Raw genomic sequence first — 2,048 nt, forward strand, 5'->3', positions numbered from 1 at the left:
CCGCGTCGACGTCGGCGACCGCCTCGGCGAGACCGTCGAGTTCGAGCCCGACGAGCCGCCGGCTCGGTCGGCCCTGATTCTCCACGCGGGAGACGACCTCCTGACCGACGTAACACCCCTTGTCGAAGTCGAGCGCGTTCCGGAGGCCGAGGACGTTCGGGACCGTCCCCGCCAGTTCGTACTCGAAGAGGGGCGTTCCCGCCTCCGTCGCGAGCGCGTCCCACGTCCGGTAGCCGAAGGGCGTGGCGTTGAGTCCGCGGTTGATCAGGGTGTCGAACACGTCGGCCGCGTCGGCGGCGGCACAGACGATCTCGTACCCCTCCTCGCCCAAGGGGGCGTCCGTCGCGATCACCGTGACGCCGGCGTCGACCATCGATCCGCGGACGAAGGATAGCGGCTCCTCCGGCGCGCCGGGGCCGCCGAGGACGGACGCGACCTTCTCTGTCGACTTGGGGCCGTGAACGCCGAACACCCCGAACTCCTCGGAGACGTCGTCGATCTCGACGTCCTGAATGAATACCTTCTCCGCCCAGTCGGCGGCGACCGCCTCCGTCCGCTCCGGCGGGAGGAACACCAGCAGCCGCTCGTCGGCGTTGTACACGTACATGTCCGTCTCGATCCCGCCCTGCGGGTCGAGTAGGAGGGCGTAGGTCCCCTCGGCGTCCTCGGTCGGGACGCGGTTCGAGACGGCGTTGTCGACGAACTCGACGCGGTCGCTCCCCCGGACGGCGAGGACGCCGTACCCCATCTCGATCACGCCGGCGACCTTGCGGACCGCCTTCCCGACGCGGACGGGTTTGCCGTAGTGGTCGACCACCTCGCGGCCGCCGCGGTCGCGGTACGCCGCGCCGTGCGCGTCGTGGGTGCCGGAGACGAGTGTCATGGTCGCAGGGACGCGATCGAGCGCCAAAAGGCCGCCGTCTCCGGCGGCATGGGGCGAGACGGCGGCGTAAGGCGAGACGCTGGCGTAGGGTGAGACGGCGGCGTAAGGCGAGACGCTGGCGCGGGAGGGGAGACGACGGCTACAGTCCAATCCGGTCGCGGATCGCGTCGACGAGGCTCTCCGAGGCGTCGTCGGTCGCCGCGTCCGGGTCGGGTATCACCCGGTCGTGGGCGTACACCCGGACGCGCTCCTCGGTCTCGACGGTGATCAGCGAATCGTCTTTCAGCGCCGAGAGCGCCTCCTCGACGGCGTCGATGTCGGCGTCGACGGCCGCGCGAAGTTCGAGGACCGTCATCCCCTCGTCGCCGCGGTCGACGAGCGCGTCGAGCAGCGCGACCTCGACGTCCGGCCGGTCGCGGTATTCCGGCTTTGCGGCCATACGCATCCCTTGTACGGGGCGGACTTTACGTCTACCGGCGGTGAGCGGGAAGACGGACGCCGAGGAGAAAGCGAACCGGGTGCTGCGGGAGCGCCGTCAGCGAACGAGCCGAGAGCAGGTGCCACAGAGGTTCTCCTCTTTCACGTCGACCTCGCGGACGGTGGGGGAAAACGACATCACGCACTTGCTGTTGTCGCAGTGCTCTAATCCGAGCGTGTGCCCGATCTCGTGGACGACCTCCTTGCGGACGCGGTCACCGAAGACGTCGACCGCGGGCTTGGTCGAGACGCCGCCGTCGGAGGAGGTGCGGAGGCGGTGCGTGGAGATGACGGAGCCGCTCCCGTTGAGGTACGCGAGGCCGAACACGTAGTTCCGGCGGCGGTAGTAGAGGTCCTCGGGCGTAATTCCGATGTTCTTCTCGCCGCCGCCGACCCGCGTGACCGTCTCGATGAGGTCCTCGGCGCGATACTGGGTGCGGTCGGCGTCGTACGCGGAGTCGGGGATCGGCTGATCGTCGTGGACCGTCACGTCGCAGTCGTACACGGAGCGCAGCGCGCCGGAGGCCTCCCGTTTCACTTGGGGGGTGACGTCTCCGACGGGGACGATGTCCACGAGCATGGAACCGCTTTTGACCGCCGCAATCATAAAGCCCGCGCCGTGGGATCATCACCTCCGTCAGAACGGGCGCTCGCCGACGCCCTCGACCGATACGAGCGACTGATCGAG

3 protein-coding genes are annotated in these 2,048 nt (G+C 69.0%); all 3 read right to left on the reverse strand.

Annotation, left to right across the window (positions count from 1 at the left end; all coding sequences use genetic code 11):
* Positions 1-883: aminomethyltransferase family protein (locus BN903_RS15060; protein ID WP_048078505.1), on the reverse strand; the 883-nt coding region annotated here is incomplete at its 3' end.
* Between the two features lie 139 nt (positions 884-1,022).
* Positions 1,023-1,322, reverse strand: coding sequence for a DUF6432 family protein (locus BN903_RS15065; protein ID WP_048078506.1), 300 nt, complete (start codon positions 1,320-1,322; stop codon positions 1,023-1,025).
* Between the two features lie 96 nt (positions 1,323-1,418).
* Positions 1,419-1,940, reverse strand: a complete 522-nt coding sequence (locus BN903_RS15070) for an archaemetzincin family Zn-dependent metalloprotease (RefSeq protein ID WP_048078507.1) — start codon at positions 1,938-1,940, stop codon at positions 1,419-1,421.
* Positions 1,941-2,048 lie beyond the last annotated feature (108 nt).

The sequence above is a fragment of the Halorubrum sp. AJ67 genome, from assembly GCF_000513435.1.

What these genes read in the sequence shown, in the direction of transcription:
- BN903_RS15065 (WP_048078506.1), bottom strand. Translation starts at nt 1,322, where the DNA reads ATGGCCGCAAAGCCGGAATACCGCGACCGGCCGGACGTCGAGGTCGCG.
- BN903_RS15070 (WP_048078507.1), bottom strand. Translation starts at nt 1,940, where the DNA reads ATGCTCGTGGACATCGTCCCCGTCGGAGACGTCACCCCCCAAGTGAAA.